The organism is Micromonospora echinospora (assembly GCF_014203425.1).
Classification (GTDB): domain Bacteria; phylum Actinomycetota; class Actinomycetes; order Mycobacteriales; family Micromonosporaceae; genus Micromonospora; species Micromonospora echinospora_A.
On the sequence record NZ_JACHJC010000001.1, the window covers coordinates 6,582,203 to 6,604,253 of the forward strand.

The following is a 22,051-nucleotide window of genomic DNA, read 5'->3' on the forward strand; positions in this document are numbered from 1 at the left end:
GCGCGATCGATTCCCTTCCGACCCAGCCACTTCCCCGAACTGGCGGGCACCGCGCGGCGACCACGACCCCAGGCCCACCCCACACACCAACTCCCAGCGCCGGAGCCTCGCCACCTCCCCGAAGTGGCGCGATCAACCCACCCCGAACCCCACCACCAGCCCGCACTGGCAGGCACCGGCCACCCGGAGGGGCCCCGCCGAGCACCCGACCACCCGCAGGCCCGCCACCTCCCCGAAGTGGCGCGATCAACTCACCCTTACCCCACCACTTCCCCGAACTGGCGAGCACCCGGCACGGGCACACATCCACAGCCCGCCACCTCCCCGAAGTAGCGCGATCACCCCACCTCGGACCCCACCACTTCCCCGAACTGGCGAGCACCCGCCACCGGGCACCGGGACCACCTCGCCGACCACCCAGACACCCACTGGCCCGCCACCTCCCCGAAATGGCGCGATCAACTCGCCCCGGACCCCACCACTACCTCGAACTGGCGGGCAGCGGGCGCAAGGCATCCCGGTACCAGGCACCGGGGCGCCTCGCTGGAGTGGATACGCGGCGGCCCCGCGTACCCCCGGGGTGGGGGCGCGGGGCCGCGGCGGGTGCGTCAGGCGACCGGGGCCTTGCCGAGCGCGGTCTCGGCCTCGTCCTCCGGGGTGGTGCCGGCCGGCCGCACGTCGTTGGTCGCGCGCAGCGGCACCTCCTTGATGAACCAGGCAAGCACCGGCACGGCGACGGTGAAGAGGACCGCCCAGAAGAAGACGTGCGAGATGGCGTCGGCGAGGCCACCGAGCACCGCCTCGCGCACCGTACCGGTGAGCTTCTTGAGGGCCTCCAGGTTCATCGCGCCGCCCTCGCCGCCGCCAGAGCCCGAGAACGCGGGACCGGCCGCCGAGTCGGCGAGACGGTTGGCGAAGATCGCGCCGAAGAGGGAGACGCCGAACGAGCCGCCGATGGACCGGAAGAACGTGGCGGCGCCGCTGGCCGCGCCGAGGTCCTTCTGCTCGACGCTGTTCTGCGCGATGAGCATCGAGGTCTGCATCAGGAAGCCCATGCCGACGCCGAGCACGAGCATGTAGAGCGAGGACTGCGCCTTGCTGGTGTCCACGTCCAGCAGGCTGAGCAGGCCCATCCCGGCGGCCATCACCACGCCGCCGACGATCGGGAAGACGCGGTAGCGACCGGTCCTGGTGATCGTCCGGCCGACCACCAGCGACACCACGAGCATGCCGAACATCAGCGGGAGCAGCAGCAGGCCGCTGTTCGTGGCCGAGGCGCCCTGGACGGTCTGCTGGTAGAGCGGCAGGAAGTTCATCGCGCCGAACATGGCGAAGCCGAGCAGGAACCCGATCACCGAGATCAGCGCGAAGTTGCGGTTGGCGAACAGGCTCAGCGGCAGGATCGGCTCGGGCGCACGCCGCTCGACGAGCGCGAACGCGCCGAGCGCGACCGCCGCGAGCACGGCGAGACCGAGGATCTGCGGCGAGGCCCAGGCGTACTCGTTGCCGCCCCAGGTGGTGACCAGCACGATCGCGGTGATGCCCACCGACAGCAGCGCTGCGCCCAGCCAGTCGATCTTGTGCTCGGTGCGGTACTTCGGCAGGTGCATCGTGGTGGCCAGGACCAGCAGCGCCACCCCGCCCAGCGGCAGGTTGACGTAGAACGCCCAGCGCCAGGAGAGGTGGTCGGTGATGAAGCCGCCGACGAGCGGCCCCGCGACCATGGCGATGGCCATGATGCCGGCGATCATTCCCTGGTAGCGACCCCGCTCGCGGGGCGGCACCAGGTCGCCGATGATCGCCATGACGCCGACCATCAGGCCGCCGGCGCCGAGACCCTGCACGGCGCGGAACGCGATCAGCTCGATCATGCCGTTGTCGCTGCCGCCGAAGACGCCGGAGCCGGACATGCCGCAGAGCGCCGAGCCGACCAGGAACACGACCACGGCGGTGAGGAAGACCGCCTTGCGTCCGTAGAGGTCGCCGAGCTTGCCCCAGATCGGCGTGGAGACCGTCGTGCCCAGCACGTACGCGGTGACCACCCAGGTGAAGTGGTCGGCACCCCCGAACTCGAAGACGATCCGCGGCAGCGCGGTGCTGACGATCATGTTGTCGAGCATCGCGAGCATCATCGCGATCATCAGGCCGAACAGGACGACGCGGATGTTGGGTCTCGCGGCGACCTGGGCTTGTTGACTCATCGGTAGGCTCCCCCGCAGATCATGTGATCAACTTACTTGCCGCCCGGCTAGTTGACTTACTAGCCGGACGGTAAGCTGAGGACGGTCGGACGTCAAGCGGATTGGAAGGAAGTCGGCTGGTGAGGGAGACCACAGGAGGCACGCGGCAGCGCATCCAGGCCGTCGCCTTGGAACTCTTCACCGAGCATGGCTACGAGAAGACCTCGCTGCGGGAGATCGCCGAGCGTCTCGGGGTCACCAAGGCGGCGCTCTACTACCACTTCAAGAGCAAGGACGAGATCGTCACCAGCCTGGTCGACGACCGGCTGCGCCGGATGGACGAGCTGATCGCCTGGGCCGCCGACCAGCCGCCCACCCTCGCGACCCGGCGCACCCTGCTCGGCCGGTACGCCGACAGCATGTTCGCCGGCGACCTGCCCCAGGTGATGCGCTTCTTCGAGCAGAACCAGACGGTGCTCAAGAGCCTGGTCGCCGGCCAGCAGATGCGGGACCGGATGATGCGGCTGGCCCACGAGCTGTGCCGGGGCGACGACTCGCCGGCCGCCCAGCTCCGCGCCGCGCTGACGCTGTTCGCGGTGCACAGCAGCTGGTTCGCGGTCCGGGCGCCCGGCATCACCGACGACGAGCGGAAGCGGATCGCGCTCGAGGTCGCCGACGAGCTGCTCGCGAAGATCGGCGAAACCGGATCGGACGGCGGGGCCGGGCCGGCGGCCTGAGCCGCGCCCGGCTCAGCGCGCCGCGGTCAGGTCCAGCCGCAGACCGAGCAGATCGATGCCGGGCAGCGGCGACCAGTCCTTCTCCGGCAGCCGGACGAAACCGAGCCGGTCGTAGAGGCGATGCGCGTTCGCCGCCTTCCCGGCGCGTACGCAGATCACCACCGCCGTGCAGCCCAGCTCCGCCGCGCGCGCCACGCACGCGGCCGCGAGCGCGGCGCCCGCTCCACGGCCCTGCGCGGCCGGATCCACCGCGAGCATCCGGAACTCGGCCTCGCCGGGACCGGCGAGTTCGGCGTACGGCGTGCCGGGCAGCACGAACGTCACCGCGCCGAGCACCTGGCCGGTGGTGTCGTCGACGGCCACCAGCACCTCGCCGGTCCGGGCGCGGGTGGCCACGTCGGCGAGCACCGGCGCGTACCCGCTCTCGTCCTTGAGCTGGCCGTCCGCCTCGTACGCGGCGACCGTCAGCCGCGCCACGGCGGGGAAGTCCGCCGGCTCGGCGCGGCGCACCAGCAGGGCGGTCAACCGATCTCCGCGATCAGGTCGCCGTCCTGCACCACGTCACCCTCGTTGACGGCGAGCTTCTGCACCACGCCGTCGGACTCGGCGACCACCGGGATCTCCATCTTCATCGACTCCAGGATGACAAGCGTGTCGCCCTCGGACACGGTGTCGCCGGCCGACACCACGACCTTCCAGACGTTCGCCACCATCTCGGCCCGGATCTCCTCGGCCATGTCCCGGCCCTCCCTCTCCCCGACAGCTCCCCGACAGTCCTGCGAACGGTATCCAATCATGACGCCGGTCACGCCGGACCGCGCACCACCGGCACACGATCCGCCCCACCGCGCTCGGGCGGGCGGCGGCGGCACTAGCATCGTGCGGGTCGGCCACCGGCGAGCCCGGGAGCCACACCGCGACCTCCGCCGCGCTCACCCGCGGACGGAACCGTGAACGCACAAGGAGGCAGAGCATGGCGAAGAAGGCCCGTAAGAAGAAGGCCCGTAAGAAGAGCAACGCCAACCACGGCAAGCGCCCCAACTCCTGATCATCGGGATCAGCGCGGCACCTGCCGGAAACGCGGAACGGCCCGGGTCCGATCATTCGGACCCGGGCCGTTCCGTCGCTTGTCAGTCGGCCAGTTCGCGGAACTCGGTGGTCTCGAAGACCACCAGCTCCGTCAGCCGCAGGCGCAGCCGCTCGCGCAGCTTCTCCGGCGCCGCCTCGTTGCCGCAGCAGCGGGCCACGAGCGCCTTGACCTCCTGCTCGATGCCGTACTCGCGCAGGCACGGCCCGCACTCGTCCAGGTGGTGCCGGATCAGCACCCGGCGCTCCTCGCCGCACTCCAGGTCGAGGTAGAGGTAGACCTCGGCGAGCACCTCGCGGCAGTCCGTCTCGTGCGGTTGTCCACAGCTCACGGTCACACCTCCCGGCTGGCGGCGGCGGTCGAACCCTTCTTCGACGAGGCGGCGCTGAAACCGCGCTCCGCCGCGTACTGCTCGAGCAGCTTCCGCAGATTACGTCGGCCACGGTGCAGGCGGGACATCACGGTGCCGATCGGCGTGCCCATGATGTCGGCGACCTCTTTGTAGGAGAAGCCCTCGACGTCGGTCAGGTAGACGGCCATGCGGAACTCCTCCGGCAACTGCTGGAGGGCCTCCTTGACGTCGCTGTCCGGCAGCCGGTCGAGCGCCTCCGTCTCGGCCGAGCGTAGGCCGCTGGACGTGTGCGACTCGGCCTCGGCGAGCTGCCAGTCGGTGATCTCCTCGGTCGGCGCCTGGATGGGCTGGCGCTGCCGCTTGCGGTAGGTGTTGATGTAGGTGTTGGTCAGGATCCGGTAGAGCCAGGCCTTCAGGTTCGTGCCCTGCTCGAACTGGTGGAAGGCGGCGTACGCCTTCAGGTACGTCTCCTGAACCAGGTCCTCCGCGTCGGCCGGGTTGCGGGTCATCCGCAGACCGGCGGCGTAGAGCTGGTCGACGAAGGGCATCGCGTCCCGCTCGAAGCGGGCCCTGCGCTCGTCCGTCTTTTCGGTGGTCAACCGCACATCCCCTCGCGTCGGATGCTTTCCCGCCGAGGATACGCGTACCCACATTCCGGCAGATTCACTTCCGGAGTCTGTGCCGGTGCTCACGACCGACGCCGCCGCGGGCCACTCCGGCGCGCCGAGCAGCCGCCTGAGCTGCCGCTCGTCCTGTTCGTCCCGTTCCCGGCTCCGTGTCTGGGTCGACACCGGTCACCCCCCTCGCGCTGCCAATGACGTCGTCCACAGGGAGGTAACGCGAGGTACGGGGTGCGGCATTCCACCGATCCCACCCGATCCTGGCCCCGGCGCCGGCCGCGACCGCCGCTGGGACCAGGAAGGGCCTGGGAGGGTGGCCCCGGCGCGCCCGAACCGGGCGGCCGGCACCAACCGGTGCAACGACCCGCTACGGGCGACGGTCACGGCGCAGGCCGCCGGTCAGGACAACCATCCGCGTACGCGCAGCCAGTCCTGGACCACGGCGGCCGTGCCGGCCGGGTCGCCCCGCAGGTCGTGCCGCTGTCCCGGCCGGACCACCACCTCGATCCCGGGGCCGGGCTCGGGTACGCCGAACGGGTCCCGGTCGCCGTTGACCACGAGCGTGGGCAGTCCGGTGAGCAGTTCCGCGGCCCGGGAGCGTTCCGGCCGACCCGGCGGGTGCAGCGGGAACGCCAGCGCCACCACACCTGCCGCCCCGGTGGCGACGGCGGTGCGGCAGGCCACCCGGGCGCCGCTGGACCGGCCGCCGACCACCCAGTCGCGCACCTGTGGGGCGCGTCGGCGAAGCTCGGCCAGCACGGCCGTCCACGCCTCGTCGAGGTGCCCGGCGGGAGCGGGCGCGCGCCGCCCGGCGACCCGGTACGGCTGGGTCACCAGGGCCACCCCGGCTCCGGCGTCGCGTACCGCGTCCCGGACCGCCGTGAGGTCCGGCGCGTCCACGTCGCCACCCGCCCCGTGACCCAGCACCAGCACTGTCGCGCCGCCGGTGGGCGGGTGGAAGCGGAACCGGGCCCGTCCCCGGGGTGTGTCGATCTCGTCGTCGTGCCGCACCGGCCCATTCTGCGCACGCCGGGCGGGCCGGCGGCGGCAGGGCGGGAGAACCGCTCGTCGCCCGTGGCCCGCGAACGGGCCACGGGCGACGAGGGATCAGCTCAGCGGCACCAGGGTGAGCAGGCGGTCACGCACCGGCGGGCCGGCGTCGTCGATCGCGTCCGGATCGGGTTGCACCTCGCTACGCCAGGCCACCAGCATGGCTCGCCGCTCGCGCGGCGTGGTGCCGCCCCAGACGCCGTGGCAGTCGCCCACCTCCAGCGCCCAGGCCAGGCAGGAGCCCTGGACGTCACACGTGCGGCAGAGTGCCACCGCGGCGTCGGCGGGCTCGTTGGGCGCCGGGAAGAACGTCTCCGGATCGACGTTCTGACAGGTGCCTCTGGTCCGCCACGCCTCGTCCTGGCGTCGTTCGTGCAGAGCCCGCAGCAGTCGTGGGTCGCGCCGTGCCGCGGCGACCTCGTGCGGGCGGGGCATGCGTGCCCGTGTCAATACACCCACCTCCCCCGTGGGACCGGCGAAGATCTTTTCGCAAGATCGATGAGTGTCGTCGCCCCGTGCGAACTGACGCCCATCACCGGCGCTGTGTTCTATCGCATTCGCATACGTAAGGACAAGAGTCTTCAATGAAACTGACTGAACGTCCGGGCGACCTTCCCGGAGAAAACCGGGCAAAAGGGGTGCGTCGATGTGGCGGAGCGTGATCAGAACAGGGTCGGCCCGGAGACCGCCTGCACGCCCTCCGGGGACACCCGCGCGATCAGCTCGGGACCGTCGTTGCGGACGTCGCCGACCGCCCGGGAGACCGGGCGGATCTCCAGCCCGGCGAGCAGGCCGGCGTCGGGCGGCGTGAGCAACCCGGCCGGGTCGTCGGCGGGGCCGAGCCAGTCCGCCCAGCGGTCCGGCGCCAGCAGCAGCGGCATCCGGTCGTGCACCTCGGCCAGCTCGCCGACCGCAGCGGTGGTGAGCACGCTGAACGTGAGCCGGGCCCGCCCGGCCGACTCCCACGTCGACCAGATGCCGGCGAAGGCGAGCACCGAGCCGTCCCGGGGCGTCATGAAGTAGGGCTGCCGCCCGCCACCGGCGAGCCGGACCCACTCGTACCACCCGTCGGCCGGGACCAGGCAGCGGCGGCGGGCGAAGGACGGCGCGTACGCCCGGCTGGTGGCGATCGTCTCGGCCCGCGCGTTGATCATGCGGGCGGCGCCGGCGGCGCTGCGCGACCACTGCGGCAGCAGCCCCCAGCGGCCGAGGGAGAGCAGCCGGTGCCCCTCCGGAGCGAGCCGGACCAGCGGCACCGGATCGGTCGGGGCGACATTGAAGTCCGGCCCCACCCCGCCGGTCTCGTCGGCCGAGGAGAAGATCGCGCTCAGGTCACCGGCGCTCCGGGTCGTGGCGTACCTCCCGCACATGGCGCCCACGCTAGCTCCATCCGGACGTTTCGGCTGTCCCGCCCAACGGGAGCAGCGGCCGCGGACGGTTCCACCGGGCCGGGAACTTGGCAGAATGTGACCGTGGGGAATCCGACCGCGACACCTCAGCCGCAACCCTGGACCGCGCCGACCGCGAGCGACCCGGTCGCCGCGACGCTGCGCCTGCCCGGCTCCAAGTCGATGACCGCCCGGGCCCTGGTGCTCTGCGCACTGGCCAGCGGACCGTCGACACTGGCCCGGCCGCTGCGCGCCCGGGACACCGAGCTGATGGCCGGCGGCCTGCGCGAGCTGGGCGCGCACGTGTCCATCTCCGACGACGACCGCTGGCTGGTCCGCCCGCATCCGCTCGCCGGGCCGGCACACGTCGACGTCGGCCTGGCCGGAACGGTGATGCGCTTCCTGCCCCCGGTGGCGGGGCTGGCGGCCGGCCGGGTCACGTTCGACGGTGACCCGCACGCCCGCACCCGCCCGCTCGGCCCGCTGATCGGCGCGCTGCGGGCGCTCGGCGTCCGCATCGACGCCCCGCCGACGGGCAGCCTGCCACTCGTCGTGCTCGGCGCCGGCCGGGTCGCCGGCGGCGACGTGGTGATCGACGCCTCCGCGTCCAGCCAGCTCGTCTCCGGGCTGCTGCTGGCCGCGCCCCGGTTCGACAGGGGCGTGGTGGTCCGCCACCAGGGTCCCCCGGTCCCGTCCGCGCCGCACGTACGGATGACGGTGCAGATGCTGCGCGCCGCCGGCGCCGCGGTGGACGACACCACGCCGGACGTCTGGACCGTCGAGCCGGGCCCGCTGTCCGGGCGTGGCTGGGAGATCGAGCCCGACCTCTCCGGCGCCGCGCCGTTCTTCGCCGCCGCGCTCGTCACCGGCGGCGAGGTGACGCTCCAGGACTGGCCGCGCAGCAGCCTCCAGCCGGTCGAGCAGCTGCGGGACCTGCTGCACCGGATGGGCGGCGAGGTGACGCTCGGCACCGGCGGCCTGACCGTGCGGGGCACCGGCACGGTACGCGGGCTGGACGCCGACCTCTCCGACGTCGGCGAGCTGACCCCGGTGCTGACCGCGCTCACGCTGCTGGCCGACGGCCCGTCCCGGCTCACCGGCATCGGCCACATCAGGGGCCACGAGACCGACCGGGTCACCGCGCTGGCGAAGGAGTTCACCGCGCTCGGCGCGGACATCACCGAGACCCCCGACGGCCTGGAGATCCGGCCCCGCCCGCTGCGCGGCGGGACGTTCCGCACCTACGCCGACCACCGGATGGCGCACGCCGCCGCGGTGGCCGGGCTCGCCGTCCCCGGCATCGAGGTCGACGACGTGGCGTGCACCTCCAAGACCATGCCGGAGTTCCCGGCACTATGGTCGGGGATGGTGACCGGCAAGAACTGACAGCGGGGGGACGTCCTGGCGACGAAGCGGCGGGAGTACGACGAGGACGACGTCCGGGTCCGACCGGGCCGGTCGTCGCGACCGCGTACGCGCACCCGCCCTCAGCACGCCGACGCCGTCGACGGGTTCGTCATCGCCGTCGACCGGGGCCGCTACACCTGCGTGCTGGCCGGCGCAGGGCCCGACGCCCCGCTCGTCACCGCCATGCGCGCCCGTGAGCTGGGACGCAAGTCGGTGGTGGTGGGCGACCGGGTGGGGCTGGTCGGCGACACCTCCGGCGCGCCGGGCGCGCTGGCCCGCATCGTGCGCATCGCCGAGCGGACCTCGGTGCTGCGGCGTACCGCCGACGACGACGAGACCACCGCCGAAGGGCGGCTGGAACGGGTGGTGGTGGCGAACGCCGACCAGTTGGTGATCGTCAGCGCGCTCGCCGATCCGCCGCCGCGTACCGGGTTCATCGACCGCTGCCTGGTGGCCGCGTACGACGCCGACATCGAGCCGCTGCTCTGCCTCACCAAGGCCGACCTGGGCGGCCCGGAGGCGGTGCTCGGCTACTACACCGAGCTGGAGCTGCCGTACGTGCTGATCCGCCCGGACTCCGACCTGGCCGCGCTCCGCGCGTTGCTCGCCGGCCGGGTGTCGGTGATGGTGGGCCACTCCGGGGTGGGCAAGTCGACGCTCGTCAACCGCCTGGTCCCGGACGCCGAGCGGGCTGTCGGCACGGTCAGCGCGATCGGCCGGGGCCGGCACACGTCGACGAGCGCGGTGGCGCTGCGCCTGCCGCCGGAGCCGGACACCGACGGCGACAGCGGCTGGATCGTCGACACTCCCGGGGTACGCAGCTTCGGGCTGGCCCACGTGTCCGCCGAGAGCCTGCTGCACGGCTTCCCCGACCTGGTCGAGGCGACTGTGGACTGCCCGGCCAACTGCCCGCACACCGCCGACGAGGCGGACTGCGCGCTGGACGCCTGGGTGGCCGCCGGGAAGGCGGACGCGCGTCGGCTCGCCTCGTACCGGCGGTTGCTGGCCTCCCGCAGCGGCGAGGGCGACCCGCGCGAGCCCGAGCGCAACCCCGGCGACCCGCTCGCCGGGTCCTGACCGGCGTCGCCGGCCGGACCTATGGCGCCGGGCCTCGCCGGTACGCTGACCCACCATGATCGATCCCCGGCCGACCCCACGGCCTCTGCCCGCCGAGCGGGTGCTGGAGCTGGCCGCGCCGATGCTCGCCGAGGTGGGTGGCGAGTGGCGGATGACCGACGGGCCGATGCTGCGGTCGGGGTCGCTGGGCGTCCGGGTCCTTCCACCGGACAGCGACGACTACCGTCACCTGGACCTGGAGCTCCTGCTGAACGCGGACCGGCCGGACGTGCCGACCATCGTCGACTGCACGCTCGGCCTGGCGGCCGACCCGGTCGAGGCGGCCCGCCAGGCGATCGGCGCGTGGATCGAGACCTGCCTGGTGACGGTCCTGGAGATGATCGAGCAGCGAGGGCGGCTGGCGAGCCACTTCAGGTCGGGCGACAAGGGCGGGTTCGCCGGCTGGCATGCGATCGTCGGCGGCGTGACCGGATGGTCCGCCGACGGATCGCAGCACAAGCAGGAGTGGTTCGCCGAGGCGATGCCGTGGTCGACCCTGGCGCCGGTGATCGCGGCCGGGCTGGACCGGCCACATCTCAACGGCGTTCGCATGCTGGTCGGCCAGGGTGGTGACGTCACCGAGTGCGAGGTGCGGATCAACGGCCGACGGCACGAGCCGTCCGCCGCCGCGCTCGCCGCTCTGGACTGGCCGCGCACCGACCGTTTCGGTCTGGCACGCACCTTCGTCCTCCTGGTCGGCCCCGACTGAGGCGGTGACAGCGCTCGGGTGACGCCCCGACGACCGACGGTCGTGGTCACGCCACTAGCGTGTCGGACATGACCGGGTACGCCGACGACCTCGCCCTCGCCCACCTGCTCGCCGACGCCGCGGACGCGGTCTCCTCGGCCCGGTTCCGCGCGCTGGACCTGCGCGTCGAGTCGAAGCCGGACCTGACCCCGGTCTCCGACGCGGACACCGCCGTGGAGCGGGAGATCCGCGCGCTGCTGGCCGCCCACCGTCCCGGCGACGGCCTGCTCGGCGAGGAGTACGGCGAGCAGCCGCCGGCCGGTCCCGACGGGCGGCGCTGGGTGATCGACCCGATCGACGGCACGAAGAACTTCGTCCGGGGCGTACCGGTCTGGGCCACGCTCATCGCGCTGCTGGAGCACGACCGGCCGGTGCTCGGCCTGGTCTCCGCCCCGGCGCTGGGCCGCCGCTGGTGGGGCGCGCTCGGCGCGGGCGCGTTCGCCGGCACCGGACCGGCGGACGGCACGCCGATCCGGGTCTCCGGCGTGACAGCGCTCGGCGACGCGAGCTTCTGCTACTCGTCGCTGACCGGGTGGGAGCAGGCCGGCCGCCTCGACGCGGTGCTCCAGCTCATGCGGGACACCTGGCGCAGCCGCGCGTACGGCGACTTCTACGGTTACATGCTGCTGGCCGAGGGTGCGCTGGACGTGATGGTGGAGCCGGAGCTGTCGCTGTGGGACATCGCCGCGCTGGTGCCGATCGTCACGGAGGCGGGCGGCGTGATCACCGATCTGGCCGGGCGGCCCGCCCCGGCCGGCGCGGACTCCGCCGACATCAGCGCCCTGGCCAGCAACGGAGCGCTGCACGACGACATCCTGGCCCGGCTCGGCCGTCCAGCCGAGCGCTGAACCGGGAAGAGCCTCTATCCTCGCCAGGTGGTTTCCTCCGGTTGGTGCTTCCTGGCAGCGATGATCATCGCGTACGGCTTCGCCAACCTTCTCCAGTCGGTCGCCGCGGCGCGGACAACTGTGCACCACACGTTCGACCCGGGGCTGCTGCTGCGCCTCGCCGGGCACCGGACGTACCTGATCGGTCTGGCCTGCCAGGTCGTCGGCTTCGTGCTGGCGTTCCTGGCCCGCCGCGACCTGCCGCTGTTCCTGGTGCAGGCGAGCGTGGCGGCCGGGCTCGGGGTGACCGCCGTGCTCGGCGTGCTGGTGCTCAAGTGGCGGTTGCCGGCCGCCGAGGTGGTGCTGCTGGTGCTGCTGTTCGGCGGCATCACCGCGCTCGTGCTGTCGGCCCAGCCGGCCCCGTCGCGGCAGCTCGGCACCGCCGGGCTGGTCGGCCTGGCGGTGGCGGTGGCGGTGATCGCCGGGTCCGGCTTCTTCGCGGCCCGGCTGCACGGCGCGCTCGGGTCGGTGGTGCTCGGTTCGCTTGCCGGGATGGCGTTCTCCGCCGCGGCGGTGGCGGCCCGGCCGCTCGCGTCGGCCGGTTCGGCGGAGGCGTTCGTCCGCGACCCGCTGCTCTACCTGCTGATCGTCCACTCGGTGATCGGTCAGCTGCTGCTCGGCCTCGCCATGCAGCGGGGGTCGACGACGGCGGCGGTGGCCGCGATGGACGCCGCCGGCGCGGTGCCCGCGGCGATCGTCGGCCTGCTGCTGCTGAACGACAAGATCTGGCCCGGGCGGGAGTGGCTGGCCGGCCTGGGCTTCCTGGTCACGCTCGCGGCGGTGGTCGGCCTGACCCGGTACGCCGCACCGCAGCACCAGCACGCCAGCGCCCGCGACCGCCAGAAGGCGACAGTGGGCGCCGGGATGGTGCCCGTTCAGGCCGCCTCGACCGGTCCCCGTTCCGAGACGGCCACCTCGACCGGCGGCGTCACCTCGACCGGCGTCGGCTCGATCGGCGGGGCCGGCCGGCGACGCCCGATCACCCGCTCGTAGAGGCGTTCCAGCGCGGTGGCGGTACGTTCCCAGGTGTAGCTGCACCGGACCCGGTCCACAGCGGCGTGCCCGTACGCGAACCGTCCGGCGTTGTCCGACAGCAGCCGGCGCAGCGTGACCCCGAGCGTGCGCACGTCACCCGGCGGCACCAGCTTGCCGGTCACCTCGTCCACCACCGCGTCGGCGATGCCGCCCATCGCGTACCCGACCACCGGCACGCCGCAGGCCATCGCCTCCAGCGACACCCGCCCGGCCGACGCGTAGTGCGGCGTGCAGGCCACCACGTCGGCGGAGCGGTACCAGGTCGCCATCTGGTCGTGCGGTACCGCGCCGACCAGCTTCACCTGCTCCGCCACGCCGGCCCGCTCGGCCAGCTCACGCAGCCGGCGCGCCTCGGCGTGCCCGTCCAGCCGCTCGGCCGGCGGGCCACCGGCGATCACCAGCTCCGCGTCGCCCACCAGCCGCATCGCGCGGATCAGGTCGTCCTGCCCGTGCCCGGGCGCCAGCCCGCCGACGGAGAGGATCCGGGGCCGCTGGTCCCGGGGCGCCGCCTCGCCGTCCGGGTGGAACTGGCCGGTGTCCACCCCGGTCGGCACCATCGCCACGGCGGTGCGTTGCAGGCCCATCCGGGTCAGCTCGTCGACCTCGTCGTTGCACTGGGCCACCGCCACGTCCACCGCCCGGGTCAGCGCCCGTTCCAGCGGGATGCGCTCGCCCGGCCCGCCGTAACGGGACCCGAGGTGCCGCAGCTGCTCGACGCCGAGCGAGTGGAACGTCTGCACCACCGGGATGTCGGTGGCGCGTACCGCGTGGGCGGCGGCCAGCCCGCCGACCCAGTAGTGGCCGTGCACCACGTCGGGGGTCCAGTCGCCGGCCCACTGCCCGGCCAGCCAGCGGCCGTACTCGGCGACGAACGGCACCAGCTCGGCGGTGGAGAGCACGTCGGGCGGACCGACCGGCACGCGTTCCACCCGGTAGCCGTCGAGTTCGGTCAGGGCCGGCTGGGCGGCGGCGGCACGGCGCTCGTACACGCGGACGTCATGGCCCCGGGCGGCGAGCTCCGCCGCCACGCGCGCAATGTGCTCCTGCGTCCCGACGGTGGGACCGTCGGTGGACGAGCCGGCGTGCGCGCATACAAGGCCGACGCGCATGGTGCACCTCCATGCGTTTCTCGCGTAGCGGGGTCTCCGGTCAGAGCGTCCCATTAACCCAGGTCCGGCGCGCCCAAACCTGGCAGATCGGCGTCACCGGGCCACCGCCGTCCCGCGAGCGGGACGGCGGACCGAACCCGATCACCGTCGAAATCGGTCGGCATGACCGGGCGGCCCGGGGGTACCGCCGGGGAATGCCGCTAACCCGTAGCCTCTCCGACGCCACAGTCGTCATCACCGGCGCGTCCAGCGGGATCGGCGCGGCGACCGCGTACGCGCTGGCCCAGCGGGGCGCCGACGTGGTGCTCGCCGCCCGGACCGAGTCCGCGCTGCGCCGGGTGGCGGCGAGCTGCCGGGAACTGGGCGGACGGGCCCTGGTGGTGCCCACCGACGTGACCGACCCGGAGGCGGTGGAGCAGTTGGCGGCGCGGGCGGTGGCCGAGTTCGGCCGGATCGACGCCTGGATCAACAACGCCGCGGTGGGCACCGTGGGGCTGTTCGACGAGATCCCGGTGGCCGAGTTCCGCCGGGTGGTGGACGTGAACCTGCTGGGGGCCGTGTACGGGACGCGCGCGGCGCTGCCCTGGCTGACCGCGGCCGGTGGCGGGGTGCTGGTGAACAACGCGTCGGTGCTGGCCGAGGTGGCGATGCCGTACCAGTCGGCGTACAACGCCACGAAGCACGCGATCCGCGGGCTGGCCGACACCGTGCGGCAGGAGCTGCGGGTGACCGGCCGGGGGAACATCTCGATCTGCACCGTGCTGCCGGCCACCATCGACACGCCGTTCTTCCGGCACGCGGCCAACCACACCGGCCGGGAGCTGACCCCGCCACCGCCTGTGTACCCGCCGGAGATGGTCGCCGAGACGATCGTGAAGCTGCTGCGCCGGCCCCGGCGGGAGGCGTACGCGGGCGGTGCGGCCCGGCTGATCGGGCTCCAGTGGCGGCTCGCCCCGGCGCTGGCCGAGCGGGTGCTCGGCTGGTACACCGCGCGCACCCAGTTCGGTCCCGGCGTACGCGCCGACTCCACCGGCGCCGTCTTCACCCCTGGCGGGGAGGCCGAGCGGACCGACGGCTGGTCCGGGCGGCGTGGTCAGATGCTGCGGCTCACCGCGGCCGTCGGCCTGGCGGCCGGCACCGCCGTGGGTACGGCGGCGGCGATCAGCCGCCGGTCGCGGGTGGGTCGGCCGTGAGTCCCGCGGACCGGACCGATGCGCGGGCGGCGGCCGAGGTGCACAATGGGGCGATCATGCCGACGGATGCGCGTTGCCTGGTGGAGACCGACGATTCCTCCGCCAGAGTCCGGCTGACCGGCGTGCTCGACCGGGCCGAGGTGGAGGCCGTACGGGAAGCGCTGCTGGCCCGGCTGTGGCAGCGCCCCGGCCTGTTGCTGGTCGACCTGTCCGGGGTACGGATCCCCGACCCGGTGGCCCGCGACGCGCTCGACGGGGTCTGCCGGGCGGTGGCCGACTGGCCCGCCAGCGAGATGCTGCTCGACCCGGACGGCGCGCCGCCGGACCCGCCGCCGGATCCGCTCGGCGTCGAGCTGCCCCCGGTGGTCGAGGCCGCGCGCGAGGCGCGGTCGCTGGTCGCCGCCGGGTGCCTCCGGTGGGGCCTGCCGGAGCTGGTCGAGCCGGCCTGCATCGCGGTCACCGAGATGGTCAACAACGTGGTGGCGCACGCCCTGACCCCGATGACGCTCCGGCTGGCGCCGCGCGGCAACGCGCTGCACGTGGCCGTCCGCGACCACTCGGCCGGGCAGCCCGCGTACGCGGGGCCGGCGTCGGCGGACGCGCTGGGCGGGCGCGGGCTGCTGCTCATCGACACGGTGGCCCGGCGCTGGGGCAGCACGCCGCTGCCCGACGGCAAGGTGGTGTGGTGCGTGCTGTACGTCGAGGACGAGGCGGCGGTCCGCAACTGAGGTGCCCTTTCGCACCGTTGCTCCCGATCCTCCCGGCCGGTTGCGGTTAGGGCGGGGAGCCCAGTGGGTAGTTCCCGGGCATGCGCGACGACGAGTACCCCACCCCCGTGTCCGATCCCGAGGCGGCGGGCCTGCCCGACACCGCCGACGACGACTCCACCGCCAACGACGACGTGCTCACCGGGCGCGAGGCGGACGGCCCCGAGCCGGCGCAGCTCCCCGGCGACCGCACGCCGGTCGCGGTGGACCAGTTCGGCACCACGGCGGAGGAGCAGCTCGACGGCGAGTCGCTGGACTACAAACTCGAGCGCGAGCAGTACGAGCGTCCCGCCGACGACCCGCTCGCCGGCCCCGTCGACCCGGACATCGCCGCCGAGGCGGACAGCGAGGAGGCCGCCGCGCAGGCCCAGCTCGACGCCGACGTGATCGACCCGGGCCCGGTCTCCGACCCGAACTCCCCCGTGTCCGTGTACGACCACGGCCAGCTCGGCACCGTCGCCGACCACCAGGTGGGCCGGCTGGTCGAGCCGGACGAGGGCGCGCACACCGACCAGGAGACCGACAACGTCGCCTACGACGCGGGCGCGGCCGGCGGCGGCGCCAGCGCCGAGGAGCTGGCGGTGCACGAGACCCGGGCGCCGGAGGCGCACTAGCCGTCCAGGCCCCGCTCGATGGCGTACCGGGTCAGCTCGACCCGGTTGTGCAACTGGAGCTTGCCCAGGGTGTTCTGCACGTGGTTCTGCACGGTCCGGTGGGACAGGCCCAGCCGGTCGGCGATCTGCTTGTAGGACAGCCCCTTGGCGACCAGACGCAGCACCTCGGTCTCCCGCTCGGTGAGCCGGGGCGCGTCGTCGTGCGGGGCGGGCGGCGTCGCGGCCAGCCGCCGGTACTCCCCCAGCACCAGCCCGGCCAGGCCGGGCGTGAACACCGGCTCACCGGCCGCCGTACGGCGGACCGCGTCCAGGAACTCCGCCGGGGCGGCCGACTTGACCAGGTAGCCGGTGGCACCGGCCTTGACCGCGTCCAGCACGCCCTGCGGCTCGCCGCTGGCCGAGAGCATCAGCACCCGCACGTCAGGCAACAGAGCGCGCAGCCCTCGGATCACCTCGACGCCGGAGATGTCCGGCAGCTGGAGGTCGAGCACGACCAGGTCGGGGCGGGCCGCCGCGGCCACCCGTACCGCCTGCCGGCCCTCGCCGCTGGTCGCCACCACCTGGTGACCCGCCTCGGTGAGGTCGCGGGCCACGCCCTCGCGCCACATCGGGTGGTCGTCGACCACCATCACCCGGATGCTCACCCGCGGCTCCTCGGCACGATCAGCTCGATCTCGGTGCCGGCGCCCGGCGCGGACACGATCCGCACCTCGCCGCCCAGGTCGGCCACCCGGCCCTGGATTGACTGCGCCACCCCGAGCCGCCCCTGCGCGGCGGCCTCCACCAGCCGCCCGTCCGGGATGCCCGGCCCCTCGTCGCGTACCGAGACGGTCACCGTCTCCTCCTCGTCCTCGATCAGCACCCAGGCCCGTCCACCGGCGTGCCGGGCCACGTTGTCCAGCGCCGCGCCGACCGCCGCGCCCAGCTCACCGGCGGCCCGCGCCGGCAGCGGCACCGGCGTGGCGGGCGCGGACACCACGACAGTGGCCGAGGCGTACCTGTCGATCAGGTCGCGCAGGTCCTGCTCGGCCCCGGCCGGGTCCGGCGGCGCGCCCGCCCGGCCGATGAGCGCCCGCAGCGCCGCCTCCTGCTCGCCGGCCAGCCGGGCCAGCTCGGCCGCCTCGCCGTCCAGGTCCGCGCCGCGCCGTCGGACCAGCGCGAGCACCTGGAGCACGGAGTCGTGGATGTCGCGGGCCAGCCGTTCCCGTTCCCGGGTCGCGGCCTCCAGCTCCACCGCCCGCTGCAACCGCTCCTCCGCCTGCACCGCCAGCCGCGCCACGTGCCCGACCACCACCCCGGCGAGCAGCATCAGGATCGCGCCGGTCAGCGCGGACGGGCTGATCCGGTCCCGGGTGGCGAGGTCGGCGCCGCCGAGCACCAGCGCGGCCACCGCGCCACGCCGCCGCCCGCCGGAGACCGCCCAGGCCAGCACCGGCCCGGCCAGCCAGGCGGCGGTCAGCATCGGCACACCGGCGGCGAGCGCCGCCCGGCCGACCACCCAGGGCGTGACCAGGATGATCGCCAGCACCACACCGAGGTCGGCCAGCAGCAGCGGCCAGCGCCGCCCGGCCGGGCGGCCGTAGCCGGCCGCCGTCACGCCGCTCCAGGCCAGCATCGCCAGCAGGACGCCGCCCGCGGCGACCGGGTGCGCGTAGCTGCCCGCGTCGCGCAACACGACCAGCCCGACGTACGCGAGCGCGGCGAAGCGGAACACCGCGATGGAGCGCCAGAACGGGCCCTCGAGACCGGAGGACGACGGCATGTGCGCCACCATGTCACAGCCGGTCGAGGGGACCCCTGTCGGTGCGGCCCGAGAAACCCTGACGTACGGTTGAAATGCCGCGAAAGTCGTCGAGAGCCATCGTCGGGACGGGGTCATGACAGACGCAGAACTCCCCGCACCGCGTACGGTTGTGCCCATCGAACCTTCCCTCCTTCTCGCCACGGCCTTCGGCCAAGCGCAGGTGACCGAGCTGCGGCACTCGGTGACCTCCTGCGCGCGCGACTCGGGCCTGTCCGGCCAACGGCTGGACGACTTCGTGCTGGCGGTCAACGAGCTGATCACCAACGCGGTGCGGCACGGCGGCGGGCAGGGCTGGTTGCGGCTCTGGGAGCGCGACGCCGAACTGGTCTGCGAGGTCGCCGACCACGGGCACGGGATCAGCGAGCGGCGGCTACGCGACCGTGACCGGCCGGCGCCGGACACCGCCGGCGGCTGGGGCCTATGGCTGGCCCGCGAGCTGAGCGACACGATGGAGGTGGAGACCGGCGACGCCGGCACGGTCGTCCGCATCACCGCCGCGCTCGCCACCCGGCAGTCCGCCACCGGCCCGCGGGACGGCTGACAGGCCGCCCGGCCGCCCGCCCGTTCAGCCGAAGAGCGCGCTGACCGACTCCCCGTTGTGGATCCGCCGCATCGCCTCGGCCAGGGCCGGCGCCACCGACAGCACCTCCAGCTTCGGCACCCGCTTCTGCGCCGGGATCGGCACCGTGTTGGTGCAGACGATCTCCAGTACGCCCTCCTGCGCGCTCAGCCGCTCCAGCGCCCCGCTGGAGAAGAGCCCGTGGGTGCACGCGAGCCGGATCGAGCGGACCTGCCGCTCGCGCAGGTGCGAGATCAGCTCGATCACCGTGCTGCCCTTGGCGATCTCGTCGTCCAGCACGATCACGTCCCGGTCAGCCACGTCGCCGATGATGGTGCTGATCTGCACCCGGTCGTCGCTGAAGCGCTGCTTCGCGCCGGCCGCCACCGGCGTACCGAGCATCCGGGCGAACGCGGCGGCCTCCTTGGCATTGCCCAGGTCCGGCGAGACCACCACCGCGTTGCTCAGGTCGTGCCCCTTGAAGTGCGCGGCCAGCTCGCGCAGCGCGTGCAGGTGGTCCACCGGGACGCTGAAGAAGCCGTGCACCTGCGGCGAGTGCAGCGTCATGGCCAGCACCCGGTGCGCGCCGGCGGAGGTGAGCAGGTCGGCGACGAGCCGGCCACCGATGGAGATGCGGGGCGCGTCCTTCTTGTCCGACCGGGCGTACGCGTAGTGCGGCAGCACCACGGTGATCCGGGCGGCCGAAGCGCCCCGGGCCGCGTCGATCATGAGCAGCAGCTCGACCAGGTGCTCCTGGACCGGCGGCACCAGCGGCTGGATGAGGAAGACGTCGCGCTCCCGGCAGTTCGCCTGCAACTGCACCTCCAGGCAGTCGTTGGCGAACCGGGACACCCGTACCGGATGCAACGGGACGTGGAGGTGGGCGCAGATCTCGGCGGCGAGGACGGGATGGGCCGACCCGCTGAACACGGCAATGTCACGCACGTCTGTTGATCGTACGGGCCGCCGGAGGAAGACGGTGGACACTGGCGGCGGGTACGGTGCTGCCGTGACCGCAGAGTTCGTCGCCGCCATCGACCAGGGCACCACGTCGTCGCGCTGCATCGTCTTCGACCGGGCCGGCGAGATCGTCGCCGTCGCCCAGCGCGAGCACCGGCAGATCTTCCCCCGGCCCGGCTGGGTGGAACACGACGCCGAGGAGATCTGGACGAACGTCGAGCACGTGGTGCGCGAGGCGCTGGCGAGCGCCGACATCGGCACCGAGATGCTGGCCGCGGTGGGCATCACCAACCAGCGGGAGACCACTGTGGTGTGGGACCGGGCGACCGGCCGCCCGGTGGCGAACGCGATCGTCTGGCAGGACACCCGCACCGGCCCGCTGCTGCGTGAGCTGGCCGGGACGTACGACCAGGAACGGCTGCGGTCCCGCACCGGTCTGACCCCGGCCACCTACTTCGCCGGGCCGAAGCTGCGCTGGCTGCTCGACAACGTCGACGGGCTGCGCGAGCGGGCCGAACGCGGCGAGGTGCTGTTCGGGACCATGGACAGCTGGCTGATCTGGAAGCTGACCGGCCGGCACGTCACCGACGTGACGAACGCCAGCCGCACGATGCTGATGGACCTGGAGACGCTCGACTGGGCCCCGGAGCTGCTCGACGCGCTGCGGATCCCGGCCGCCGTGCTGCCCGAGATCCGCAGCTCGGCCGAGGTGTACGGCACCGCGCAGGGGGTGCTGGCCGGAGTGCCGGTCGCCAGCGCGCTCGGTGACCAGCAGGCAGCGTTGTTCGGGCAGACGTGCTTCCAGCCCGGCGAGGCCAAGTGCACCTACGGCACCGGCAGCTTCCTGCTGCTCAACACCGGCGCCAGCCCGGTGCCGTCGCGGCACGGCCTGCTCACCACCGTGGCGTACCGGATCGAGGGCCAGCCCGCCGTGTACGCGCTGGAGGGCGCCATCGCGGTCACCGGCTCGCTGGTGCAGTGGCTGCGCGACAACCTCGGCCTGATCTCCAGCGCCCCGCAGGTCGAGGAGCTGGCCCGCACCGTCGACGACAACGGCGGCTGCTACGTGGTGCCGGCCTTCTCCGGCCTGTTCGCCCCGCACTGGCGCAGCGACGCCCGGGGCGTGATCGCCGGGCTGACCGGCTACATCACCAAAGGGCACCTGGCCCGCGCGGTGCTGGAGGCGTCCGCCTTCCAGACCCGCGAGGTGGTCGACGCCATGAACGCCGACTCCGACGTGGCGCTGCGCCGGCTGCGGGTCGACGGCGGGATGACCGGCAACGAGCTGCTCATGCAGTTCCTCGCCGACGTGCTGGACGTGCCGGTCGTACGGTCCCGGATCACCGAGACGACGTGCCTCGGCGCCGCGTACGCCGCCGGCCTGGCCGTCGGGTTCTGGCCCGACCTGGCGACGCTGCGCGAGAAGTGGCGTTCGGACGCGCAGTGGGAGTCGACGATGGACCCGGCGCACCGGGAGCGTGAGCTGCGCCAGTGGCACAAGGCGGTCCAGCGCACGCTCGACTGGGCCGAGTGAGCGTCAGTCCCAGCGGTTGCCGGTGAGCTTCTCGTACACCTCGACGTAGCGGGCCCGGGTCGCCTCGATCACCTCGGCCGGCACCTCCGGCGCGGGCGGCTGCTTGTCCCAGCCGGCGGCCGTGGCCCAGTCCCGCACGTACTGCTTGTCGTAGGAGAACTGGGCGCGACCCGGCTGGTACGACTCGGCCGGCCAGAACCGGGACGAGTCGGAGGTGAGCACCTCGTCGCCGAGGACCAGCGTGCCGTCCGCCGCCCAGCCCAGCTCCAGCTTCGTGTCCGCGATCAGGATGCCCCGCTCGGCGGCGATCTCCGCGCCACGCCGGTAGACGTCGATGGTGATCTGCCGCAGCCGCTCCGCCAGCTCCGGTCCGACCTTGTCGACCACCTGCTCGTACGTGATCGGCTCGTCGTGTTCGCCCTTCGGGGCCTTCGTCGTCGGCGTGAAGATCGGCTCGGGCAGGATCGACGCCTCCACCAGGCCGCGGGGCAGCGGCACCCCGCAGACCGAGCCGGAGCGCTGGTACTCGGCGAAGCCGCTGCCGGTCAGGTAGCCCCGGGCCACGCACTCGACCGGCACCATCTCCAGCCGGCGGCAGCGGATCGCCCGGCCGGCGAACTCCGCCGGCACGTCAGTCGCGGAGATCACGTGGTTCGGCACCAGGTCGGACAGCTGCTCGAACCACCACAGCGACAGCGCGGTGAGCAGGCGGCCCTTGTCCGGGATCGGGGTCGGCAGCACCACGTCGTAGATGGAGACGCGGTCGGTGGCGACCAGGATCAGGTCCTCGCCGTCGGCGTAGACGTCCCGGACCTTGCCCGAGTGCAGAAGTTCCACGGCGCTAGTACACCATGACCGGCGGGGCGGCCCGGCGCGCCCACCGGCGGTCCCGCCCGGCGTTGAC

The 22,051-nt window shown here is 73.5% G+C and carries 25 protein-coding genes; 12 read left to right on the top strand and 13 right to left on the bottom strand.

Going from position 1 to position 22,051, the window contains the following annotated elements:
- Positions 1-608: 608 nt before the first annotated feature.
- Positions 609-2,201 (bottom strand): MDR family MFS transporter, encoded by a 1,593-nt coding sequence (locus FHU28_RS29595; protein ID WP_184688228.1) that lies wholly within the window; start codon positions 2,199-2,201, stop codon positions 609-611.
- Positions 2,202-2,320: 119 nt separating this feature from the next.
- Here FHU28_RS29595 and FHU28_RS29600 point away from each other — a divergent pair, with 119 nt between their 5' ends.
- Positions 2,321-2,917: a TetR/AcrR family transcriptional regulator gene (locus FHU28_RS29600; protein WP_184688231.1), complete on the top strand. Its 597-nt coding sequence runs from the start codon at positions 2,321-2,323 to the stop codon at positions 2,915-2,917.
- 12 nt (positions 2,918-2,929) lie between these two features.
- Here FHU28_RS29600 and FHU28_RS29605 read toward each other — a convergent pair whose 3' ends face one another.
- The gene (locus FHU28_RS29605; RefSeq protein WP_184688233.1) at positions 2,930-3,442 is read right to left on the bottom strand and encodes a GNAT family N-acetyltransferase; all 513 of its coding nucleotides are present in this window, start codon (positions 3,440-3,442) and stop codon (positions 2,930-2,932) included.
- Positions 3,439-3,654 (bottom strand): biotin/lipoyl-binding carrier protein, encoded by a 216-nt coding sequence (locus tag FHU28_RS29610; protein WP_013288370.1) that lies wholly within the window; start codon positions 3,652-3,654, stop codon positions 3,439-3,441. Before FHU28_RS29610 ends, FHU28_RS29605 begins: the two co-directional genes overlap by 4 nt.
- Positions 3,655-3,890: 236 nt before the next feature.
- Between FHU28_RS29610 and FHU28_RS33295 the strand changes: the two genes are divergently transcribed.
- Entirely contained in the window at positions 3,891-3,965 is a 75-nt protein-coding gene (locus FHU28_RS33295; protein ID WP_373292824.1) for a 50S ribosomal protein bL37, read from the top strand.
- An 82-nt stretch (positions 3,966-4,047) separates the two neighbouring features.
- Here the strand turns inward: FHU28_RS33295 and rsrA are convergent, their stop codons facing one another.
- From rsrA to FHU28_RS29635, 5 genes are all read right to left on the bottom strand, one after another.
- On the bottom strand, positions 4,048-4,335 hold the full coding sequence (gene rsrA, locus FHU28_RS29615; protein ID WP_184688236.1) for a mycothiol system anti-sigma-R factor: 288 nt from the start codon (positions 4,333-4,335) through the stop codon (positions 4,048-4,050).
- 2 nt (positions 4,336-4,337) lie between these two features.
- Positions 4,338-5,147 (bottom strand): sigma-70 family RNA polymerase sigma factor, encoded by an 810-nt coding sequence (locus FHU28_RS29620; RefSeq protein ID WP_184688239.1) that lies wholly within the window; start codon positions 5,145-5,147, stop codon positions 4,338-4,340.
- A 228-nt stretch (positions 5,148-5,375) separates the two neighbouring features.
- Complete coding sequence (locus tag FHU28_RS29625) at positions 5,376-5,987, bottom strand: alpha/beta hydrolase family protein (RefSeq protein WP_184688241.1); 612 nt, start codon at positions 5,985-5,987, stop codon at positions 5,376-5,378.
- A 96-nt stretch (positions 5,988-6,083) separates the two neighbouring features.
- Positions 6,084-6,476, bottom strand: a complete 393-nt coding sequence (locus tag FHU28_RS29630; RefSeq protein ID WP_030503699.1) for a WhiB family transcriptional regulator — start codon at positions 6,474-6,476, stop codon at positions 6,084-6,086.
- Between the two features lie 212 nt (positions 6,477-6,688).
- Entirely contained in the window at positions 6,689-7,396 is a 708-nt protein-coding gene (locus tag FHU28_RS29635; protein WP_184688243.1) for an SOS response-associated peptidase, read from the bottom strand.
- A gap of 102 nt (positions 7,397-7,498) precedes the next feature.
- Between FHU28_RS29635 and aroA the strand changes: the two genes are divergently transcribed.
- From aroA to FHU28_RS29660, 5 genes are all read left to right on the top strand, one after another.
- Positions 7,499-8,800 carry a 3-phosphoshikimate 1-carboxyvinyltransferase gene (gene aroA, locus FHU28_RS29640; RefSeq protein ID WP_184688245.1) on the top strand — a complete coding sequence of 434 codons (1,302 nt, stop codon included), beginning with the start codon at positions 7,499-7,501 and terminating at the stop codon, positions 8,798-8,800.
- 162 nt (positions 8,801-8,962) lie between these two features.
- A complete protein-coding gene (gene rsgA, locus FHU28_RS29645; protein ID WP_259275690.1) occupies positions 8,963-9,898 on the top strand; it encodes a ribosome small subunit-dependent GTPase A in 936 nt (311 codons plus the stop codon).
- 55 nt (positions 9,899-9,953) lie between these two features.
- The gene (locus FHU28_RS29650) at positions 9,954-10,646 is read left to right on the top strand and encodes a DUF6348 family protein (protein ID WP_043328492.1); all 693 of its coding nucleotides are present in this window, start codon (positions 9,954-9,956) and stop codon (positions 10,644-10,646) included.
- A 68-nt stretch (positions 10,647-10,714) separates the two neighbouring features.
- A complete protein-coding gene (gene hisN / locus FHU28_RS29655; protein WP_073828752.1) occupies positions 10,715-11,533 on the top strand; it encodes a histidinol-phosphatase in 819 nt (272 codons plus the stop codon).
- 60 nt (positions 11,534-11,593) lie between these two features.
- On the top strand, positions 11,594-12,565 hold the full coding sequence (locus FHU28_RS29660) for a hypothetical protein (RefSeq protein ID WP_184690037.1): 972 nt from the start codon (positions 11,594-11,596) through the stop codon (positions 12,563-12,565).
- Here FHU28_RS29660 and FHU28_RS29665 read toward each other — a convergent pair.
- Positions 12,448-13,716: a glycosyltransferase gene (locus FHU28_RS29665; protein WP_184688248.1), complete on the bottom strand. Its 1,269-nt coding sequence runs from the start codon at positions 13,714-13,716 to the stop codon at positions 12,448-12,450. The genes FHU28_RS29660 and FHU28_RS29665 overlap by 118 nt on opposite strands.
- A 194-nt stretch (positions 13,717-13,910) precedes the next feature.
- Here FHU28_RS29665 and FHU28_RS29670 point away from each other — a divergent pair, with 194 nt between their 5' ends.
- The 3 genes from FHU28_RS29670 (at position 13,911) to FHU28_RS29680 (ending at position 16,290) form a co-directional block, all read left to right on the top strand.
- A complete protein-coding gene (locus FHU28_RS29670) occupies positions 13,911-14,909 on the top strand; it encodes an SDR family oxidoreductase (RefSeq protein ID WP_184688251.1) in 999 nt (332 codons plus the stop codon).
- A 56-nt stretch (positions 14,910-14,965) separates the two neighbouring features.
- Positions 14,966-15,637, top strand: a complete 672-nt coding sequence (locus FHU28_RS29675) for an ATP-binding protein (protein WP_184688253.1) — start codon at positions 14,966-14,968, stop codon at positions 15,635-15,637.
- An 80-nt stretch (positions 15,638-15,717) separates the two neighbouring features.
- A complete protein-coding gene (locus tag FHU28_RS29680; protein WP_184688255.1) occupies positions 15,718-16,290 on the top strand; it encodes a DUF5709 domain-containing protein in 573 nt (190 codons plus the stop codon).
- On the opposite strand, the gene FHU28_RS29685 is transcribed toward FHU28_RS29680, so the two are convergent.
- Both FHU28_RS29685 and macS read right to left on the bottom strand, forming a co-directional pair.
- A complete protein-coding gene (locus tag FHU28_RS29685; RefSeq protein ID WP_184690039.1) occupies positions 16,287-16,919 on the bottom strand; it encodes a response regulator in 633 nt (210 codons plus the stop codon). The two genes, FHU28_RS29680 and FHU28_RS29685, sit on opposite strands and share 4 nt — an antisense overlap.
- Before the next feature lie 11 nt (positions 16,920-16,930).
- Positions 16,931-18,052 (bottom strand): MacS family sensor histidine kinase, encoded by a 1,122-nt coding sequence (macS, locus tag FHU28_RS29690; protein ID WP_184688257.1) that lies wholly within the window; start codon positions 18,050-18,052, stop codon positions 16,931-16,933.
- Between the two features lie 115 nt (positions 18,053-18,167).
- Between macS and FHU28_RS29695 the strand changes: the two genes are divergently transcribed.
- A complete protein-coding gene (locus tag FHU28_RS29695) occupies positions 18,168-18,635 on the top strand; it encodes an ATP-binding protein (protein WP_184688259.1) in 468 nt (155 codons plus the stop codon).
- A gap of 24 nt (positions 18,636-18,659) precedes the next feature.
- On the opposite strand, the gene FHU28_RS29700 is transcribed toward FHU28_RS29695, so the two are convergent.
- Positions 18,660-19,598, bottom strand: a complete 939-nt coding sequence (locus FHU28_RS29700; RefSeq protein ID WP_184688261.1) for a ribose-phosphate diphosphokinase — start codon at positions 19,596-19,598, stop codon at positions 18,660-18,662.
- Positions 19,599-19,662: 64 nt separating this feature from the next.
- On the opposite strand from FHU28_RS29700, the gene glpK reads away from it, so the two are divergent.
- The gene (glpK, locus tag FHU28_RS29705) at positions 19,663-21,147 is read left to right on the top strand and encodes a glycerol kinase GlpK (RefSeq protein ID WP_311773675.1); all 1,485 of its coding nucleotides are present in this window, start codon (positions 19,663-19,665) and stop codon (positions 21,145-21,147) included.
- Between the two features lie 3 nt (positions 21,148-21,150).
- Here the strand turns inward: glpK and FHU28_RS29710 are convergent, their stop codons facing one another.
- Complete coding sequence (locus FHU28_RS29710; RefSeq protein ID WP_073828760.1) at positions 21,151-21,984, bottom strand: phosphoribosylaminoimidazolesuccinocarboxamide synthase; 834 nt, start codon at positions 21,982-21,984, stop codon at positions 21,151-21,153.
- Between the last annotated feature and the right edge of the window lie 67 nt (positions 21,985-22,051).

Excerpts from the sequence above, each read along its gene's own strand:
- FHU28_RS29595 (WP_184688228.1), bottom strand. The coding sequence starts at position 2,201 with ATGAGTCAACAAGCCCAGGTCGCCGCGAGACCCAACATCCGCGTCGTC.
- FHU28_RS29610 (WP_013288370.1), bottom strand. The coding sequence starts at position 3,654 with ATGGCCGAGGAGATCCGGGCCGAGATGGTGGCGAACGTCTGGAAGGTC.
- FHU28_RS29635 (WP_184688243.1), bottom strand. The coding sequence starts at position 7,396 with ATGTGCGGGAGGTACGCCACGACCCGGAGCGCCGGTGACCTGAGCGCG.
- FHU28_RS29650 (WP_043328492.1), top strand. The coding sequence starts at position 9,954 with ATGATCGATCCCCGGCCGACCCCACGGCCTCTGCCCGCCGAGCGGGTG.
- hisN (WP_073828752.1), top strand. The coding sequence starts at position 10,715 with ATGACCGGGTACGCCGACGACCTCGCCCTCGCCCACCTGCTCGCCGAC.
- FHU28_RS29660 (WP_184690037.1), top strand. The coding sequence starts at position 11,594 with ATGATCATCGCGTACGGCTTCGCCAACCTTCTCCAGTCGGTCGCCGCG.
- FHU28_RS29665 (WP_184688248.1), bottom strand. The coding sequence starts at position 13,716 with ATGCGCGTCGGCCTTGTATGCGCGCACGCCGGCTCGTCCACCGACGGT.
- FHU28_RS29670 (WP_184688251.1), top strand. The coding sequence starts at position 13,911 with ATGCCGCTAACCCGTAGCCTCTCCGACGCCACAGTCGTCATCACCGGC.
- FHU28_RS29675 (WP_184688253.1), top strand. The coding sequence starts at position 14,966 with ATGCCGACGGATGCGCGTTGCCTGGTGGAGACCGACGATTCCTCCGCC.
- FHU28_RS29680 (WP_184688255.1), top strand. The coding sequence starts at position 15,718 with ATGCGCGACGACGAGTACCCCACCCCCGTGTCCGATCCCGAGGCGGCG.
- FHU28_RS29685 (WP_184690039.1), bottom strand. The coding sequence starts at position 16,919 with ATGGTGGTCGACGACCACCCGATGTGGCGCGAGGGCGTGGCCCGCGAC.
- macS (WP_184688257.1), bottom strand. The coding sequence starts at position 18,052 with ATGCCGTCGTCCTCCGGTCTCGAGGGCCCGTTCTGGCGCTCCATCGCG.
- FHU28_RS29695 (WP_184688259.1), top strand. The coding sequence starts at position 18,168 with ATGACAGACGCAGAACTCCCCGCACCGCGTACGGTTGTGCCCATCGAA.